Below are 18310 nucleotides of genomic sequence, written 5' to 3'. Positions count from 1 at the left end.
CTTACATAAAGGATTTGGTTCGGTTGAACGTTTAATCCTACTTTTACAACCAATTCTGCATAGCTTTTTAATTTTTCCTCAAACGTTTTCAAAAATATCCCTCCATTCATTTTTACTTTATCATGAATTCTTTGAAAAATTGTATTTTAGTAATGAATCGTGACAGCGTCCCCATCTTTTGCTCAAGCACCCATTTACTTAAATAACCTATTAAAATAGAACATTCTCAAAGTGTTCAACTATTGGGAACGGATCATAGAAATGATGTAGTTGCTTTTTCCATTCTTGATACTCTTCGGATTGTCTAAATCCTACTGTATGGTCATCTAATGTCTCCCACTTCACCAACAATAAATATTTCCCCTTAACTTCCATACATCGTTGTAATTCGTGAGATATGTAACCTTTCATTGATGATATAATTTTTGATGCCTCTCGAAATGCTACCTCATATTCCCCTTCCATGCCTCGCTTAACTTGTAACATTACAGCTTCTAAAATCATTTATTGCCCCCCTTTTTCTACTGTCACATTGACTGGAAACCACGGGGACGGTTCTCCCGGCTTATTAATAACAACCTTAAAAAAAACCACCAGAACCGTCCCCATGGCCCATGGTTCCTCATTATGTAATATACCTTAATAAACTATCAAAAGAATGAATCTCAGCATATGGTCTTATTTCAGTTTCATTTTTGCTCATATGAGGATTGAACCATATGCCTTTTATATTTGCATTTTGACAACCACCAATGTCTCTTTCTATGTCATCTCCAACGAATAATGCGGCTTCCGGTTGCACATTCATCTTATTTAATGCTAATTCAAATATGCGTTTGTCAGGTTTACTAAATCCCACTTCTTCAGAAATAATGATTACATCAAAACAATTATTTAAATCAGTTTGAAGTATTTTAGCTTTTTGTCTCTGAGTGGAGCCGTTTGTTATAATCGCAACTTTCACTTGCCTCTTTATTGCGTTTACGATATTTATAGTATTTTGGTTGATAGAAAAACAATGTGGAAAATGATTATTCCAAAAATCTTGAATATCATTGTGTGGCAATCTATATTTGGGTGGAAATTCATCAAAAAATGATTCCAAGACTTTTGTTTTATTACTATTTCCATAGCTTCTTTTATCATATACTCTAAACTTTTCTAGCATTTCAATTCTTGCTGAATGCGTAACATCTTCATAGCACTTTTCTAAAATCATTAAAAATAGGTTATCTACTGCATAATCCCTATTAAGTAGGGTATCATCTAAATCAAATAGCATAGCTTCATAACCTTTCAAATAACATCACAGCCTTTCTCGCAATATATCGTTAGTTCAACACGCCTCATTAAGCTTAAAAAGGATAAGTGTATCTTTTACATTTTACTAGATATTTTTTCCTTCAAATTTAGAAACGTAAAAGAGAATAGGATAACTCCCATCAGTCCCAGACCAAATATAATACCTCCAGCTACTAAAAAGTTATTTATATAGCCTTTAAGAATAATTTGATAAGTACTTGTATCTGCCCCTCCATTACTAATTAACCAAGACTCTGCAGATGATGTTCCAAAACTAACACTTGAAAAGATCATTACAAGCCCACATACAACTAATAGAAAACCCACAATAATTAAATTAATTATTTTTTCTTTTGACATTATGACCCTCCCCACTATAAGACAAATTTACCATAATATACTAATTAATATATACAATTAATTATTTAATGCTAAGGCTCTGTTATAGCTGAATGTTGATTCACTGTGTTTGAAAAATAAACGGAAAAATTCCGCCAAAATATTCTTTGGTGTTTGGAGACGCTTAAGTGAATTTTACACAACTTTATTGTTTTGGATCGTAGTTGACCTGCTTTACGCTTCGTTACTTCACGATTTTAGAGTATGGGAATTCCATCCTCCTCTTCCCAATTGAGTCAACTAACACAAAGAGATTTTTGCTATAATGACCACAATATAGCAATTTCATAAATTGGGGAGTGAATATGGTAAATAACGTGTTTGAAGAGATAGCAAAAAGATATGATACAGAAGAAAGAATGGAATTAGCTAAAGTGATCGTGAAGGAAGTAAGACCTGAATTACGAAATAGTAAATCAAAATCTTTAATTGACTATGGAAGTGGTACGGGTCTAGTTAGTTTGGAATTAACAGATTTAGTAGATTCTATTTTATTGGTAGATTCATCCGAACAAATGTTGGAGGTTGCGAAAGCGAAAATTTCTCACAAAGGAATAACCAACGCAAAGGTGCTTTATTCTGATTTCACTCAAGGAACGCCTGAACTGAAGGCAGACATCATTTTAATGTCAATAGTCCTCCTCCATATTTCGGATACTAAAAAAATTCTACAAGAACTGTTCAACATCTTAAATGCTGGTGGCAAGCTCATTATTATTGATTTTGACAAGAACGATAAAATAAATCATCCAAAAGTTCATAACGGTTTTTCTCATGAAGAACTGATAAACAGTTTATCCGAAGTTGGATTTAAATCAATAGAAATGAAGACATTCTACCATGGTCAACGTATTTTTATGAATCAAGATGCCTCCATGTTTAGATCCAGTAGTATAAAATGATTTCTTGCATCCACAGGGACGGTTCTCCTTGCTTTAACCAAGGCCACAAGAACTGTCCCTATGATCAAAAAGAGCCAACAGAACCGTCCCCCTGTTTCCTTCCACTCAAAACCATTGCATTTCCTAATACTTTTTTGTTTAATAAGAGCTTTGGCAATTTCATTTCTTTAGCTAGCTTGGAGCTATTCAATTCAGACACACCATGTTTCTTTAATTCATTTAAAAGCTCTTTTTCATCCCCAAAGATTTTTTCATCCATAAACAAATCTAAGAAGACAAATTCACCTCCGGGTTTTAACACGCGTAATGCCTCTTTCATTACTTCTGTTTTATTTTCGTTATCTCTAACTTCATGAAATGTTAGACAACTGACAATAATATCAAATTCATCATCATGAAAAGGGAGGTCAGCTGCACTTGCTTTCAAAAAATTAATCCTTTCAGAGACCCCTTCTATTTCAGCATTCTGTTGGCATTGTGCCTTCGAATATTCCCAATTCCCGCCCCAATAATCAATTCCTGTTAAAAAGGAAGTTGGAAAAATCTTTGCTAGTTTAATAATCAGTGAACCACTGCCTGTTCCTATATCTAATATTTTTCCGTTCCCAACCCCATTCACCTTCGCAACAATCAAATCATGTATTTTTGACTGATAATTCCCCCCAAATTCTGCAAATTGGTATACAGAATAAGAAAGGATAAATGCTATATAAATAAAAGGCACTGCTAAAATCCCTGACAGTACCCGCAGATACAAATGAACAGGTAAGAATGGTACAAAGAGAAGAATGAGTGAAATACCTGCAAAAATAAGTAGTTTGTAAACTCGAATCCAGGTTTGATATTTAGCTTTTGTCTTCAAATGATCAACCATCCTTAATGAATCTATTTTTTTGGTTGTTTTAATTATAAAGGAACTTATTAATCTATTTAAAGTTTGATACTTTCACTGTTTTTTATATTTACTCGTCACTTTTGATGAAATACTCGTCAAAAATAGGAGTTACTCGTCTATTTTCTATTTTACTCGTCAAATATCATACTTTACTCGTCAATAACCCCATTTTACTCGCCAATCACCCATTTACATCCACAAAACAACTAGAAACTTTTAACAGGCCTTTGCACCAGAAAAAGCATTCCATTTTTAGATAGGTATGATTTTTTTTATAATGTGAATATAATAAAAAAGAGAAGTGCTACTAACACTACTCCATGTAACCTCTACCGTCAGAGTGATGGTTGTCTATGCTATTTTAATTTCTAGTGTCACCCTTTTGCTTACGGACGGCGCAGGGTGGTTTTCTTGTGTTCCAGAACCGTTTTCCGAAAGATATAAGCGCTAACTTCCGCATGATCCCTGTCAGAACTTCTCGTAGTATTTCAAGAAAGTTTCCATGATTATCACCTCCCTCCCAAGACGGAAAGAAGCGTAACAACCAACTACCCCAGCGATATTCAGTAGCAATTACATTCTATCACTATAAACACATCTAAACGGCTATCAATCCTCGACAAACTGGCTCGATAATTTTAGTCCCCATTTATTTTTTCCTACTATGTTATACACCCCCACTTCATATAAAATAAGTGTAGAAATATTCCCACAAAGAGGTAAACCTTATGAAAATATATGTGACGTTGAAGAGTCTAGCTAAGCGAAAAGTATTTCTCGAAAAGGTAGAACTTCAGTTAACGAAGCGACCCGTGACGATCGTGGAGCTCATATCCGAGCTTGTATCCATGAACGTCCGTGCGTTTAACCAAAGGCAGGAAAATAGGCCATTCATGCAATTTTTAACGAAAGAGGAAATCACACAAAGTGGTTCAGCTGGCAAAGTGGGTTTTGCAACCGCCTACAACTACAACGATCAGAAAGCCAACGAAGAAGAGGCCATTAAGACAGCGATTCAAGCGTTTGAAGATGGATTATTCAAAGTATTTATCAATGATGTGGAACAAGGTGTAGAAAGCCCTTCTATTCAATTAAACGAAGGGGATCAACTTGTTTTGATCAAACTAACGATGTTAGCAGGACGAATGTGGTAGATGAGAATTGCCACAGGGACGGTTCTCCTGGCTTCATTTAATACTCTTCGAAAAAAACCACCAGAACCGTCCCCATGGTCAAAGGGAGATTTCCGACATGGTACAGGACAAAGATACATATTATCAGGGTCTATTAGAAAGAGCACAGAAGGTTTTATCAGGAAAAGAACTAGATCTTGCCCAACACATCATCAAGCAAGCCCGACTCGATTATTACGATAGAAAAGACAATCAAAATAAACTTTACCATTTAGTAGAGCAGCTGAGGCAGAATCAAACCTCATCCTCCTTCAAGCCGCTTCTCCAAGCGGTCAAGAAATGGATAGGGTCTGAAGGGAAAAATACCAACCACCCCTTTTCCCTTCAACCACTAATCCATGTCGTCAACAAATGGCTCGGAGACGAGATCGGGTCTCTTTTTCAATATATCGCGGAAACGACGACGGACTATCCCTATAGTGTCGGCTATTACCGCAGACCTTTCCGAACGTCCAATCTAAGATGGCATTTTCATGTGGTGATCAACAAGTTATTTAGCATTCTTGAATTAACGCACGAATCATTTAACATTACCAATTATTTATCCCATAAAGTAGAAGTAGATTACGCCAACAACCATGTCATTAGCGACTACATCGCGTTTGAACTAGACCGAGGCAACGAGGCCATTTTTCAAGCATTAAAGACCATCATTTACGGCGAAAACAACACCGCTCTTCTAGACAAATGGATGATTGAAGGCATCCTTCACAGCCATCAACCGAAAGCGTATGAAATGGTAGGCGAGTTATTACTGGCCGCCCGCCTTCAAGAAGGACTGCGCCAAAGTATTGTCGAGAGCATGGATGAAGGAACGTTGGAAGGAACCCTTTATCTATTAAAAATCATCATCGACCAGGACCTAATCCGTTACAGTTCTGTCATCAGAGCACTTGACGTTTGGACAGGTTTAAATTTAGAAGCGGCCAATAAACGGGTGGCTAGGCAATGTATCGAGTATGTGTACCAAGCCTTGACAGATGCACAAGCTCGAGAGCAGTGGCTTACTAGTAATAATGTCGACCAATTGTATATCAGTCTATGGGCAACGGCGGTTTATGAAGAAAATGATGTGGAGGACAAAATCTATCATTTGATGGAGCATGGGGCTCATTATCAAAAAATTGTCTCCATGTCCTTTTTATCACAAAGTCAAAATGAAGGCTTGAAATATGACATTGCTCATAAATACTTAGATGAAACCGATCGTGAGCTTCAATATTATATGATTGCAAACCTTGGCTATCACTTTTCTTATAGCATTAATTATGAAAGCAAGGCGCATGAGAAGACATTAGAGTTTGGAAAAATGGAATCGTTAAAGGACAAAAACGAACGTGCTAGACAGTTTTCCCGCTTAAAAGAAATTCTGTTAAGCCTTCCGAAAAAAGAACTAACGATTCAGTCAAACGTGTTCCACGACAATGAGGTCTTTCTTTCAACGGATATGATTGCAGAAAAACTATTATATCTCATTGCCTTTGATATGGATCCGGATTGGATTGCCCAAATGATCGAACTAAAGGATAAGGTAGGCCCGGATGTCCGCTCAAACCTTTTAGATTTCTATATCAAAGATGTAACGAATCCAACCCAGCGTGATTTCCTTTTTGATAGTCTTTCGGATAAAAGTATGACCAACCGTGAAACAGCAATGGGCAAGCTAAGCCGTCTCGATTTAACGGATGCCGAAGTGGAAAAAGTAGAAGCGATCCTCAAGCTGAAGACAGGAACCTTAAGGCAGAAAGCGATTCAACTATTACTTTTACTAAAAGAGGAACGCTTAGAAAAATCAGTTGACTGCTTAATCTCAAGCAAGCAGGAACTGCAACGCTTAGGGGCATTAGAGATGCTGACGGAGTTGAAAGAGAATCCTAAGAGACAAGTGGAATTCGCTTTGTTGAAAGGGAAAATCCATACACTTGCCAATCCAACGGAAAAAGAAAAAGTCTTTATCGATAAGTTTTCCAACACGGAAGAAAAAGGATTAAAAAATGGATTTGGTTTGTACGATCCAACAGTAGCAGCTGAGGTGCCATTGAAGGAACGCCCCATCGTTCAGCTTCGTGAAGTGTTTACCTTATCTACTGAGGATATCATTGCATTTTTACAAGGACTATCCGACCTTGTTCATGAGCACCGCCATTATGAATACGTGGTGGAATATTACGGTGGATACAAAGAAACCTTGTTACTTGGAGATGATTTACGAGTCAACTTCCATAAAGAAGAAGAACAGCCCAGCTTGGATCGTTTGCCTCTATCGGAGATATGGAAACAATACTTCCAGGAAAAAGGGATAACAACGGAGCAGCTGGCTCAAATTCGTTTCCTCCTCTCTAGAGACGATTTCCACCGATATTATTTTAATAAAATGAATCGATGGGAAAAAGAACATTATCCAGCTCTAACAAGCACGAGAAAAGATATTTTAAGCGACATCTACCCTATCGAACAAATTGAGCTGGTGCAAATCTTTACTGAAAAAACAGAATATGCACAGCAAGTTTTCCAAATCGTTGATGCTTATTTTGAGGACCTCGAGAAGCCAAAAGCCTTTGAGGTGTTGTATTCAGTCCTTTATACCATGGTAAAAGCCATACCGGGGGATGAGCAGAAAAATCAATCGAAATTTGTGTCGCTGCTTGTTCAGCCCTGGTTGGAGTGGACAGAGGATTTTGCTTATAATGAGGAATCTTTTTCCCACTATTTTTCTGCCATTTATTATTTGTATCGCTCGTCTAATTATAAGAACTTCTCCCCATCGATTGAAGATTTTGCGAGAGCGTATGAATGGGAGGTAATCGATGATGAGGAAGTCTATCGTGAATTGTTCGCTAGGAAAGAAAGCAGTCAGCATTACTGGAAGCTGACGAATGAACGATCTGACCTCTTGAAAAAGTATCCTTCGATGCTGCCGTTAAAAGAGCGCGCAATCGAAACAATTCTAGAAATCGAACTGAGTCGCGGCGAGCTTCCGACGGATGTTACAGCACTTGCCTTAAATATAAGCAAATATGAAGGAATCGAGTATTTTGTCAAAATTCTTTTAGGAACAGATAAGGAGTCGTTTGTTCGCGGCTATATTTATAGCTTTGATGGAAAAGCCTCTAAAAAAGAAACGTTCAGCCACTTGTTGAAAGCTTCTTACCCAAAAGTCGGGGAAAACGAAGCCATGCTGGCGGAACTTTTAAAAGGGAAAAATGTGTCGGATAAACGTTTACTAGAGGCAGCCATGTATGCGCCCCAATGGATTGAGATTGTTTCGAAGTACTTGCAATGGGACGGCTTACGCAGTGCAGCTTGGTACTTCCATGCGCATATAAATGAGAGCTTTTCTGCTGAAAAAGAAACGATTGTGGCCCACTATTCACCGATCAAACCTGAGGAATTTAACGACGGAGCATTTGATATTGCTTGGTTTAAGGAAGCCTATCAGGAATTAGGCGAAAAAAGGTTCAAGGTGTTATATGACGCGGCGAAGTATATTTCAGCCGGAGCCAATCATCGACGGTCCCAATTATTCGCCGATGCGACCTTAGGGAAATTGTCTCTGTCCGATATGAAAAAATCAGCCAGTGAAAAGCGCAACAAAGATCATTTACTGGTGGTTAGTCTCATACCGATTGACTCAGAGAATGAGAGAGATGTATTAGACCGTTATGAGTTTTTACAAGCATTTCTACAAGAAAGTAAGAAGTTTGGTTCAGCTCGGCGTGCGAGCGAATCAAAAGCGGTTGGGATTGCCCTTGAGAACCTGGCCCGGAATGCCGGCTACAAGGATGTGACCCGCTTAATTTGGGAAATGGAAGCCAAGAAACTGGAGGAAATCCAGCATCTCATGGAACCAAAGGACGTCGATGACCTGACGTTACAGCTGGTGATTGATGCTAGCGGAAAAGCGGATATTCAAGTTTCTAAAAATGGCAAGGCGCTAAAATCAATTCCTTCTAAATATAACAAACATGAGTATATTTTAGAGTTGAAGTCCGTTAAGACGGATCTCACCAACCAATATAAGCGTGCGAAAGAAGAACTGGAACGCTCAATGGTCATGGAGAATAGCTTTACTCTAGCAGAGTTAACGAAGATGATGAACCATCCAGTGATTTCACCTTTATTAGAGAGCTTAGTGTTTAAAGTAGAGGAACAGTTGGGCTATTTTGTGGAGGGTAGTTTGGTTAATGTAACTGGGATGGATTTCCTGATTGAGTCCGATGACGAACTGTTCATTGCCCATCCGGTCCATTTGTACGAAAGCGGTCAATGGAGCGATTTCCAACGAGATTTATTTACGCGCCGGATCAAGCAGCCATTCAAACAGGTGTTTAGAGAATTGTATGTTCCGAATCAAGACGAATTGGCTGCAGGCACGGCATCGATGAGGTATGCGGGACATCAGGTACAGCCCGGGAAGACCGTAGCTCTATTAAAAGGGCGAAATTGGACTGTCAGTTATGAAGAAGGGCTGCAGAAGGTTTTTTATAAAGAGAATTTGATCGCCAAAGTTTATGCGATGGCCGATTGGTTCTCCCCTTCGGATATCGAAAGTCCGACATTAGAAACCGTTGAGTTCTTCGACCGACATACGTATAAGAGCGTGGAGCTAAAGGATGTACCAAAGCTGCTGTTCTCTGAAACGATGCGCGATGTCGATTTAGTGGTGAGTGTCGCGCATGTGGGCGGAGTGGATCCAGAAGCAAGCTTAACGACGATTGAAATGAGAAGAGCGATTGTCTCTGAATCGATCCGCTTGTTAAAGCTCGATAATGTTCGAGTGGAGGGGAACTTTGCCCTCATCGAAGGCAGTCTTGGCGAATATTCCGTACATTTAGGAAGTGCCAATGCGTATAAACAAGCGAGCGGGGCCTTGTTTATTGTACCGGTTCATTCTCAGCATCGAGGTCGAGTCTTCCTACCATTCATGGACGAAGACCCAAAAACAGCCGAAATAGTTTCAAAAATTCTTATGCTTGCGGAGGATAAAAAGATTAAGGATCCATATATTTTAGGACAGATTAAGTAACAGGGACAGTCCCCCATCGCTTTAAAGCGATGGGGGACTATTTGCTTAACTCAAAAAAAGTTCCTTGAAGTGGAACAGGCAACAGTTCTGTTACCGTGGTCGTTCTCCTAGTAAGCTAGCAAGATTCTTCAAAAATTAGGCGGTGACAGGTACAGTAAATCAAAAAGCCAGTCATTTTGCCTGGCTCAAGTATCTTCCATTCTACTAATGTGTTGATCACCTCTGGAGGTACCTTTAAAATTACCCTTTTTCTATGATTTCCTTTCTTACTCGTCACTTTCGATGATTTACTCGTCAAATATTATCATTTACTCGTCTATTTCCTATTTTACTCGTCAAACTTCACACTTTTCTCATCAATAACCCCATTTTACTCGCCAACTACTAAAAAACAGAACGGGGGACAGTCCCCCGCTGCGTTAAAGCGCCGGGGGACTGTCCCCACTTGTCCATAAAGGTCGAAGAAACCTTAGCCAATAATGTTGTTTTTTTTTAATAATCGAAGAGCAGTTTGGATATCGGATACATTCAGGATGATGGAAGTAACTCCCGTATACGTAGCGAACACTACGACATGATGGTACAAAGTATGAAGAATAGTGCTTAAGATTCCCGGTGTTCCAGGGTTCCCAATCAACTGGATGACCTTCTCCTGGTCGTACTGTATGCCTAATGAGCGAAGAGCATCCTGTGCAACCAGGTTAGCTTGGGAACTATTTGAACTGTCAGGTCCGACAACTAATCGGACAAAGTTCACGTTCCTCATGTTAATCTTTGTTATCGTAAACGCGGCTATTGTTACGCCTCCACCGGCGATATTTTTTAAAATGGTGTTGAGGACTTCATCGTTTGCATAAAAAGAAAATTCCTGTCTTAACGTCACAGTTAACTTTTTAGTCATGCTGTCCACTGACTTCACTTCCTTTTCTACTAGACTACAATAGTTTATTCGTACAACCGTCACCTTGTCCTTCCTTTTCTACTTTGCTTTACTCCATCAATGGAAAAAGACGGACGATCCATATTACTCGTCAGGTTGCACCATTTACTTGTCTAAAAATGGGTTTTACTCGTCAAAATAAGATTTTACTCGTCTACTATTCAAATTTACTCGTCAATTCCCCCATTTTACTCGCTAACCACTAAACTCCACCAACTCACTCCTCTATAAAAAACACCACCATTATCAAGGACCGTGGCGGGGCAACCCCAGATTAATGAAAATGAAAAGTATATTTGATACTTTTCTGAATGAAATCCGTCTTATTACTAAAGGGGCGATGAATTTTGAAAAAGTTTACCTATTTGATTGTTTTTATTGGAATCATTTCATTGTTTACAGCGGGTTGTATCGACAGAATGAAGAATGAAGAGAAATATATAGAAGTGAAAAAGCGTGTTGGTGATGAAAATAATTATGAAGCCTTCAAAAAAATTACTACCAAAAACCAAGTTCAAAAGGTGAAAGATATTTTAGAAGATAGTGATTGGGAAAATGCAAAAGTATCTATGGTACGCCCTCCTGATTACAGATTTGTATTTCAATTTAAGAATCCTGAAATAGAGGCAAAAGCGGTGTTATACGAACTTTGGATCAGTCCTCAAAAGGACCAAGTTGAACTGGTAATAGACGCTGAAGGTAAATATGTTCAATTGGACAATAAGAAATCAGCAGAACTAATCGAAATACTCACTGACAAGTAATTATATATTTCTACCAATTGCCACATGGATGATTCTCCTAGTTGCCCAAGACCACAAGACTGTCCTATCATCAAAAAGCCACCAGAACCGTCTCCATGGCTCTTCAATGAATAAAAGTTGGCATAAAGGGTACTTTACATTCATGAGGTGATGGAAATGTCTAACATGTTGAAACAAGAAGAACTGGAAACATTAAGAGAGTTAATCAAAGACGTAGACACGGCCATGCTGACTACGGTTACTGAAGAAGGGCTTGTTTCACGTCCTATGAAAACACAAGAGGTAGAGTTTGATGGTGACTTATGGTTCTTCACTAAAAAAGAGACAGATAAATATGAAGAAATTTTACATGATCATGATGTCAATGTGGCATATGCAGGTAAATCCTATGTTTCCGTCCGTGGAAGAGCGGAAATCGTTGAAGATTTAGGTAAAAAAAAGGTATTGTGGAGCAAAGCATATGAGAAAATTATGCAAACGTCTTATGATGACCCTAACGTGGTTTTGATAAAGGTAAATGCGGAAGCAGCCGAATATTGGGATACCGGTAATTTTACGAAGAAAATCGCCTTTCTCTACAAACGCATGACAGGGCAAACTTCTAAATCAACAGATGTTAATGAAACGGTTGAATTGAATAAATAACAGCCGAAAAAGGTGGACAGTACATTTTGCTATGTGAAAAAGAAAGGATAATACCTTCAATTAGGTATTGTCCTTTTTCTTGCTGAACCAAGGGGACGGTTCTCATGGTTTCTACCAAAATCAAAATATTTTTATAACTACATTTTTTCATCTTTTATATATAATACAATATAAGAAACACAGACCTTATCAAAAAGCAGAAAGGAGATCATAAATGGAGAACATGTATCTGTTTGTCCTTATGTGTATTTTTTTTATCATTTTACCCGGGCCCGATACCGCAATTGCTACAAAGAACACTGTCACCGTTGGGAAAGCCGGGGGTGTTAAAACGGTTTTAGGTACTTGCTGTGCGCTTCTTATCCATACCACGGCTGCTGTTTTAGGACTTTCCGCCATCATTATGAAATCAGCACTAGTATTTTCTGTTTTCAAATATGTGGGTGCAGTTTACTTAATGTATCTGGGAATCAAAACATTATGGTCTTTAAGGAAAAAGGAAGACGTAGCAGGCGTTGAGATGAACACAAAAAGCCAGTTCGGAAACACCTCTTGTTTTAAGCAAGGGTTTCTTACCAATCTCCTAAATCCTAAAGTAGCAGTTCTTTTCTTAACCTTCTTGCCTCAATTCGTTGACCCTGGAAGCAATACTTTTTTACCGTTTCTTTTCATGGGGATCACTTATACTGTAATGACTGCGATGTGGTCTTTAACTTACGTCTATTTAATTAATCGGATCAGCACGTTCCTGAAAAAACCGAAAACACAAAATATTATTGAAGGACTAACAGGAACCATACTGATAGGTTTCGGGATAAGACTATTTCTTGAAAAGGCACATGATTAATTGAGTTGCCACAGGGACGGTTCTCCTGGCTCACTGAAAAGAACCGGCAGAACCGTCCCCTTGGTCCCCCGGGACTTAAGCTTTCGAGAGCAACCTCCTAGAAACACCTAAGATTCTTGCGAGTTGGCGTTGGGATATTCCTTTTATTTCTTTTGCTTTTCGCAATATCTCATTTCTTGAGTCCCTTGGTAAACTCTTGACTTGGGCGATCTCCACTCCGTTCAGTAGTTGTTGTTTAATCAACTTCCTTGCTTCCTCATCCGTATATCCTCTCTCGTATCCCGTATCGTCTAGACACTGATCCTGATTGACTTTTTCATTAAACTCTATAAATCTCTCTCTCGCTAAAATGGGATCCTCCGCAAACAACGCCAAAATAGATTGAAGGTCTGTTAGCTTCCCTGGCTTCTGTTTCATACAGTAATACTCCCGGCAGCTGCTCCACTGCCATTGATCATTGCGATTAACCATTCTTGCTTTAAGTGGATTTTGGTGTATGTATCTTATAACTGTAAATAAATAATGATAATCTTCTACATTTTCGCTCCTAAACCGGTCCTGAAATAGATGACCAGTTGTTCGGTACTTTCGGTTATAATAGAGAACAAAACTAACCTCTATTCGCTTCATCGTAATTGAAATATCTTCATCGCCTTCTTTTATCAACAGGTGTACATGATTATTCATTAAACACCAACTGTACACCCTTATATTGGATATCAGTTTATATTTATAGAAGATTTCAAGAAAGGTCCTACAGTCTTCGTCGTCATGAAAAATTTCTTGTCTGTTGGCCCCCCTCAACATAATATGATAGATTCCGCTCCTGCTTTTCACTCTAGCTCTACGAGGCATCCTACTCACCACCAGAAAGCAAAATCCTACTGCACATACCTACCAAAAAGCGTGTTTCTCCTCCATTACTTACTGATAATTCCATTCCCTCTTCTCCCCTTCACTGATTTCATAAGGCACAATTCTATCATTGACATAATTTTTCCTATAACTTGTACTGTCATGTCTTTCCTCCTAAAAATGGGTTAATGAATGGCAGACTTATATTTAAGATGTAGATAATGAAAACTAAAGGATAATATAGGTAGGTATCTGTAAGAAGTCTATTTTCTGTTGAAGGGAAATGTGGTGTTCATAGAGTAATAGTATGAATGGATTAGTAAAGATAGAAATTGATGATGGTAGCGATAAACGATAGGTACAAAAGAGGTTAATATTTGAGGGAAATCTTTATAGGCAAGGACAGCATGACGATTGCTATCACCCATATCATACACTAGCTTTCAAAAAATTTCCACAGGCAGGGGGGCACAGGGACCAGGGGCAGGGACCAGGGGGACGGTTCTCCTGGCACTAACCAAAGCCAGTAAAATCGTCCTTTTCGTCCTCTCTTTCGTCATTTTTACACCATTTCCCCTATAGGCTATACTAAATAAACGTTTAATTAAAAAGGCCATAAACCTCACTATGACGCGCTTTTAATCCAGAATAGAATAAAAAGAATGTCGACACCCTACCCGCATTTTTTCGCTTCTACTCCACAAAAACTAGTCTCTTTTCTTTAACCGACATTCTTCTCTCTTCTTCCCTCCTATTCGAAACTAAACAAACGTTTGGTTAGTAGTAGGTAGATCCCCTGACAGCATTGAATTCTTGCTGCAAAACCAGCCAAAAGATTGTCGAGAAACGGCGCCTATCCTTATGAAAAAAACCACCAGAACCGTCCCCCTGGCCCCCCTGGTCAAAAAGGATATTTTCTGTTTATAACGAATAAGAATTACAAACAAACATATCAAGTAGGTAGGATATTGCATAATAACAGGGACAAGGAGGTAGGGATATGAGGATACATAGAATAGATCATGTAGGTGTAATTGTAAATGATCTCTCTGCTGCTAAAGAGTTTTTTCTCGATTTAGGGCTTGAAGTGCTAGGGGAAGCAGAAGTAGAAGGTGAGTGGGTAGAACGAAGCATAGGACTTAATGACTTTAGAAAGACAATTGTAATGTTAGGGATGCCGGACGGTGAGGCAACTTTGGAGCTGGTCAAATTCCATGCGCCTTTAGATGAAAAAAATATTCAGCAATCTTCTTCAAATACTTTGAGCACATGTCATATTGCATTTGCTGTTGAAGATATTGAAGTCATTGTCGCCAAATTGAAAAAAAGAGGCGCAGAACTTTTTGGTGAGATACAAAACTACGAAAATGCTTATAAATTATGTAACCTTCGTGGACCAGAAGGAATTATTTTAGAATTGGCAGAGAAGATCAAATAATTATTGAAGCAACCACAGGGACGGTTCTCCTGGCTTTAAGCAAAGCCAGAAGAACCGTCTCTTTCGTCATTTTTATATCATTTCCCCTATAGGCTATACTAAATAAACGTTTAGTTAAAAAGGCCATAAGCCTTACTATGACGCGCTTTTGATCCAGAATAGAATAAAAAGAATGTCGCAACCTTACTCACAAATTTCTCCTCGATTCCACAAAACACTAGTCTCTTCTCTTAAAGCGACATTCTTCTCTCTTCTTCCATCTCATTCGAAACTAAACAAACGTTTGGTTAATTGTAGGTATACCCCATGACAGCATTGAATTCTTGCTGCATAACCATCCAAAAAATTGTCGAGAAACGGCGCGCCTATCCTAATGAAAAAAACCACTAGAACCGTCCCCTTGACCCTCAACCGATTACCCAATTTGAAGTTAACGTGGCACGGGGTTCTTGATGGAAATCCTCGTCTTCCACTTCGATTAGATCCGCATGACGGAAGAACATGGTGGGCTCATGCATTCGATCACTTGCTCTTCTGCCTACAAACGATAATTCGAGTTTTTCTGCATCTTTATCAACATGACCTTTCGCATATAAACGAATAATAGAGTCTGGAAGAACACTATTAAAAAGACGTAATCTTAAACAGCTATCTTTAGGGATAGTAAATATATCGGAGGATTCAGTCCGTTCAGTCGTTGAGTCTGGGGGACAAATGTCTGCAAAAACTTGCACCCTGAAATTTTTAGAAGTTGGATTTTTAATGGTAATAGCAACCTCATCTGGAGGGCCGCCAACAGGATCACCTGTTATTTTCCTAGGAACCAACATCGGTCCGGTTGTAAGAATTTTTGACAAGCTCTAACACCTCTTTCCTTTTTGTATTACTATATTTGATGTAACAAAGGTGCTGCTTGTAAGGGACAAACCCCTTTTTTAAAAATTTTTTATCATTATATCAACAGGATGATTAAAACCTTGTAAAAATATTAATCAAAAGGAGAAATAACGGGGAGAAAACCAGTACTTAGCCTACAGGGGCCAAGTGATACGAACATAAATGTGCCTAAATGTTCTCACATTTAAACTTTTAAAAGTTGGAAGAAACCTTCATCTACCGACAATCTGCTGGTTCTATTGCATTTTTCAGTTCGATGTGTGTTGAAGTGCCAGGAGAACCGTCCCTGTGGCGTTCCTGCAAACTTTTGCAAAAAAGGGACAGTCCCCCGCCGCTGTAAAGCAGCGGGGGACTGTCCCCAACCCACAAAGCCTACCACTCTATTGAAACTAGCTTCTCAATGTTTTGGATCTTTGTTTCACCAGTTGCCTTGTCGATCAACGATGTGTATAAGTGAGGAATGACCATTTCTGCCCCATTTTCCAAACATGTTTTAACTATTAATTCGACATTATCTAATGTAATTCCACCAGTTGGTTCGAAGTATTTAATGCCTGCTCCTACCGCGGCTTTTACCATGGCAGCTACTTCGTCTAAACGCTTTTCCCCATCAATCGGGTAAAATTTTACGGAATCAACACCCATTTCCGCTAACGTAACGGCTGCTAATTCAGCTGAAACCGTTTCTTCAAATCGAGAGCTATCTGGGCCTGTTGCAATAATAACTTGTCCTGGAGTTCCAGATGGCTTAATTAATGCATTAATAATCGTATTTTGTGCTCCTACTTCTTCCATTCGGCCTAAAGTATAACCTGATGCAGGGAATACTTGATTAATATGGTTAGGTATAGTTTTTGCAGAAACATCTGCAACCTTTTTCCAAACAGCAGGGTCACCTGCCCCCAATCCTACAGAAACCGGAATGTTATTTTCCTGATAAAGTTTTACTTCATCAATCGCACTCTGGGTATCTGGAAAAGATTTCACCATGATTCCGATCAGGACGCGGTCACTTGCCACCTTGACGATTTCTTTTGCATTTTCAACATCTTTTGCTAAACAGTTAAAAATCACTTTTTGGCTATTAGACATTATTTTTTTGCCTCCTTGATGATCGAAATAATTTGTTCTGCAATAATATCCTCTTGTCCATCTAAAAGAGGGCGTGGATCAACTGACAATATTCCAACGTTTACATAGTGATGACGTAAATAGATTGCAGGATTACCAGTTTCAAGCTTGTGTAACAATTGTTCAGCAGAAATACCTGCTTCTTTTTTCACTTCAATTTGTGCACGGTAGATCGGACGACCAGCTTCGTCTTGCTTAATCGTACATGAAAGACATTCCACCTGATTGAGAGTTTCACAGAGTTTAGTCATGCTGCTAATTTGCTCATCGACACCGTCATCTTTGAATGGATATTGATTCAAGGCAACGATTAATCCTGAGATGGATTCTTTACCGACCTTCATCGCCCGGCCAATTCCTTTATATTGCTTACGGCATGCTTCCATGTATTCTTTATTCCCGCAGATAAACCCTGAAGTTGGACCTTCTAATGCTTTACCTCCACTATAGATGACAATATCTGCACCCATCGCAATATACTTTTTAAAGTCATTTTCAGCTGCTCCATCAATAATCAACGGGATCTGATGTTTTTTAGCAATCTGAAGCATCGTTTCAATCGATTGCATTCCTTTTTGCACAGCATGGTGTGATTTGATATAAATGAGTGCAGCCGTTTTATCGGTAATGGCGCCTTCAATATGGTCGCTTTCGACCTTGTTGGCACTGCCCACTTCAACAATAGCACCGCCGCCTAGACGGATCATTTGATCAATTCTTCCACCAAAATGAACATTATGACCTTTTTGAATAATAATTTCATTCTTCAATCCTTCAGAATTCGGCATTCTTTCGATTAAGCTTAAGTTCTTGCCAGTGATGACCGATGCAGTAGAGATAGCTATTCCAGCTGCCGCGCCAACGGTTGGGCAACCATCTTCTGCTCCCGTATGATGCGCAATCACTGTTCCTGCATACTCCATTAATTCATCAATATCGACATATCCTTGTGCAGCATTCTTTAATGCATCTGCGATTTCATCTGTGACTGCAGATGCCCCAAGTGCTGTCATTTTTCCACTGGCATTGATAATTTTTTTCAATCCAAATGTTTCAAATATAGAAGTTTCCATTAT

The 18310-nt window shown here is 38.9% G+C and carries 16 protein-coding genes; 7 read left to right on the top strand and 9 right to left on the bottom strand.

Annotated elements, in window-relative coordinates; genetic code table 11:
- Positions 1-210 precede the first annotated feature (210 nt).
- The 3 genes from AC3A54_RS19700 to AC3A54_RS19690 form a co-directional block, all read right to left on the bottom strand.
- Positions 211-504 (bottom strand): antibiotic biosynthesis monooxygenase family protein, encoded by a 294-nt coding sequence (locus AC3A54_RS19700; protein ID WP_487655842.1) that lies wholly within the window; start codon positions 502-504, stop codon positions 211-213.
- A 121-nt stretch (positions 505-625) separates the two neighbouring features.
- Positions 626-1282 carry an HAD family hydrolase gene (locus tag AC3A54_RS19695; protein WP_487655846.1) on the bottom strand — a complete coding sequence of 219 codons (657 nt, stop codon included), beginning with the start codon at positions 1280-1282 and terminating at the stop codon, positions 626-628.
- 95 nt (positions 1283-1377) lie between these two features.
- Complete coding sequence (locus AC3A54_RS19690; RefSeq protein ID WP_487655841.1) at positions 1378-1662, bottom strand: hypothetical protein; 285 nt, start codon at positions 1660-1662, stop codon at positions 1378-1380.
- A gap of 344 nt (positions 1663-2006) precedes the next feature.
- Here AC3A54_RS19690 and AC3A54_RS19685 point away from each other — a divergent pair, with 344 nt between their 5' ends.
- On the top strand, positions 2007-2603 hold the full coding sequence (locus AC3A54_RS19685) for a class I SAM-dependent methyltransferase (protein WP_487655840.1): 597 nt from the start codon (positions 2007-2009) through the stop codon (positions 2601-2603).
- A gap of 64 nt (positions 2604-2667) precedes the next feature.
- On the opposite strand, the gene AC3A54_RS19680 is transcribed toward AC3A54_RS19685, so the two are convergent.
- Positions 2668-3477 carry a class I SAM-dependent methyltransferase gene (locus AC3A54_RS19680; RefSeq protein WP_487655839.1) on the bottom strand — a complete coding sequence of 270 codons (810 nt, stop codon included), beginning with the start codon at positions 3475-3477 and terminating at the stop codon, positions 2668-2670.
- Positions 3478-4226: 749 nt separating this feature from the next.
- Between AC3A54_RS19680 and AC3A54_RS19675 the strand changes: the two genes are divergently transcribed.
- Together AC3A54_RS19675 and AC3A54_RS19670 are read left to right on the top strand one after the other, a co-directional pair.
- Positions 4227-4652 carry a hypothetical protein gene (locus AC3A54_RS19675; RefSeq protein WP_487655838.1) on the top strand — a complete coding sequence of 142 codons (426 nt, stop codon included), beginning with the start codon at positions 4227-4229 and terminating at the stop codon, positions 4650-4652.
- A gap of 97 nt (positions 4653-4749) precedes the next feature.
- A complete protein-coding gene (locus tag AC3A54_RS19670) occupies positions 4750-9717 on the top strand; it encodes a DUF5724 domain-containing protein (RefSeq protein WP_487655837.1) in 4968 nt (1655 codons plus the stop codon).
- A 469-nt stretch (positions 9718-10186) separates the two neighbouring features.
- Here the strand turns inward: AC3A54_RS19670 and AC3A54_RS19665 are convergent, their stop codons facing one another.
- Positions 10187-10681, bottom strand: coding sequence for a hypothetical protein (locus AC3A54_RS19665; protein ID WP_487655836.1), 495 nt, complete (start codon positions 10679-10681; stop codon positions 10187-10189).
- Between the two features lie 323 nt (positions 10682-11004).
- Between AC3A54_RS19665 and AC3A54_RS19660 the strand changes: the two genes are divergently transcribed.
- The 3 genes from AC3A54_RS19660 to AC3A54_RS19650 all read left to right on the top strand — a co-directional run bounded on the left by AC3A54_RS19660 (position 11005) and on the right by AC3A54_RS19650 (position 12913).
- Entirely contained in the window at positions 11005-11421 is a 417-nt protein-coding gene (locus AC3A54_RS19660; RefSeq protein WP_487655835.1) for a YhfM domain-containing protein, read from the top strand.
- 156 nt (positions 11422-11577) lie between these two features.
- Complete coding sequence (locus tag AC3A54_RS19655) at positions 11578-12066, top strand: pyridoxamine 5'-phosphate oxidase family protein (RefSeq protein ID WP_487655834.1); 489 nt, start codon at positions 11578-11580, stop codon at positions 12064-12066.
- 214 nt (positions 12067-12280) lie between these two features.
- Positions 12281-12913, top strand: coding sequence for a LysE family translocator (locus AC3A54_RS19650; RefSeq protein WP_487655833.1), 633 nt, complete (start codon positions 12281-12283; stop codon positions 12911-12913).
- 75 nt (positions 12914-12988) lie between these two features.
- On the opposite strand, the gene AC3A54_RS19645 is transcribed toward AC3A54_RS19650, so the two are convergent.
- Positions 12989-13720, bottom strand: coding sequence for a transposase (locus AC3A54_RS19645; protein ID WP_487655845.1), 732 nt, complete (start codon positions 13718-13720; stop codon positions 12989-12991).
- A gap of 1048 nt (positions 13721-14768) precedes the next feature.
- On the opposite strand from AC3A54_RS19645, the gene AC3A54_RS19640 reads away from it, so the two are divergent.
- Positions 14769-15206 (top strand): VOC family protein, encoded by a 438-nt coding sequence (locus AC3A54_RS19640; protein WP_487655832.1) that lies wholly within the window; start codon positions 14769-14771, stop codon positions 15204-15206.
- 407 nt (positions 15207-15613) lie between these two features.
- Here AC3A54_RS19640 and AC3A54_RS19635 read toward each other — a convergent pair whose 3' ends face one another.
- The 3 genes from AC3A54_RS19635 to AC3A54_RS19625 form a co-directional block, all read right to left on the bottom strand.
- Positions 15614-16063 carry a hypothetical protein gene (locus AC3A54_RS19635; RefSeq protein WP_487655831.1) on the bottom strand — a complete coding sequence of 150 codons (450 nt, stop codon included), beginning with the start codon at positions 16061-16063 and terminating at the stop codon, positions 15614-15616.
- 412 nt (positions 16064-16475) lie between these two features.
- On the bottom strand, positions 16476-17195 hold the full coding sequence (locus tag AC3A54_RS19630) for a KDGP aldolase (protein WP_487655830.1): 720 nt from the start codon (positions 17193-17195) through the stop codon (positions 16476-16478).
- Positions 17195-18307 carry a DgaE family pyridoxal phosphate-dependent ammonia lyase gene (locus AC3A54_RS19625; protein ID WP_487655829.1) on the bottom strand — a complete coding sequence of 371 codons (1113 nt, stop codon included), beginning with the start codon at positions 18305-18307 and terminating at the stop codon, positions 17195-17197. The genes AC3A54_RS19630 and AC3A54_RS19625 overlap by 1 nt, the downstream gene beginning before the upstream one ends.
- Between the last annotated feature and the right edge of the window lie 3 nt (positions 18308-18310).

Source organism: Neobacillus sp. Soil_C_43 (genome assembly GCF_057656715.1).
This window is presented reverse-complemented; position numbering and strand designations above follow the sequence as displayed.